This is a genomic window from Neisseria sp. P0009.S007 (genome assembly GCF_051962515.1).
Genome location: NZ_JBQCVF010000585.1, coordinates 1 through 967, shown reverse-complemented (window position 1 = coordinate 967; position 967 = coordinate 1). Strand labels below are relative to the sequence as shown.

Sequence of the window (967 nt, the reverse complement as noted above, 5' to 3'; positions counted from 1 at the left end):
GGCATCAAACCAACCCATACCGGCAATATGTAAGGATACAAAAGCCGCAGCAGTTGTCAGCGCATAGGCAAACCATAGCCGTTTGGCCACTTGCGAAATGCGGGGCGCCATCTTACTTTCTTTATCCATACCCGGAATTTCCGCTTTGAAGAGCTGCGTCCCCCCAACGCCCAACATTGGCAAAATTGCCACAGCCAGCACGATAATACCCATACCGCCAAGCCAGTTGAGCATGTGCCGCCAAAAATTCACCGACGGCGCCAGCGTATCCAAGCCGGAAATCACTGTTGCCCCCGTTGTCGTCAGTCCCGACATCGCCTCAAAAAACGCATCGGTGAAACTCATGGACGGCATATAAAAATAAATCGGCATCGCCGCCACGACGGCAAAAGCCAGCCACAGCATCAATACCAGGGTAAATCCGTCACGCGGCCGCAATTCACGGTTGAAACGCAGCGTCAGAACCCAAGTTACGCACGACACCAGCAATACGGTCAAAGCCGTATAGGCAAACACGAGAAACGCGCTGTCGTGATAAAAATACGACATCAGTGTCGGCACGGCCAACAGCAATGAAAACAACAGCCCCAGCTTGGACAATACATGGACAATCGGCATCACCTTGCTTACCGCACCGCCCAATCTGAAACCCTTATGCAGATACATCATATTCCTATCATCAGAAAACAAAATGTTTCAGACGGCCTCATAAAAAAGGCCGCCTGAAACCGCATATTTTATCAAAATGCCACAATCCCGTGATAAAGAAAAACAAAAAATACTTGCCTGCTCTTTTTCTAGGAGTATAATGTTATACCATAACATTTACTGGAGAAAGAAATGAAACCTAATATCCACCCGGACAACTATCGTACCGTCCTGTTTTACGACAGCGGCGCAGACCAAGGATGGCTCATCCGTTCATGCGCCAATACCCACGGAAAAACCATGGTTTGGAAAGACGGAG

The 967-nt window shown here is 48.9% G+C and carries 1 protein-coding gene and 1 pseudogene; one reads left to right on the top strand and one right to left on the bottom strand.

What is annotated here, in order from left to right:
- Positions 1–669: potassium transporter TrkG (locus ACTHS3_RS14970; RefSeq protein ID WP_440368365.1), on the bottom strand; the 669-nt coding region annotated here is incomplete at its 3' end.
- Positions 670–840: 171 nt separating this feature from the next.
- Between ACTHS3_RS14970 and ACTHS3_RS14965 the strand changes: the two are divergent.
- Positions 841–967, top strand: a pseudogene (locus tag ACTHS3_RS14965) (type B 50S ribosomal protein L31); the annotation flags it as partial.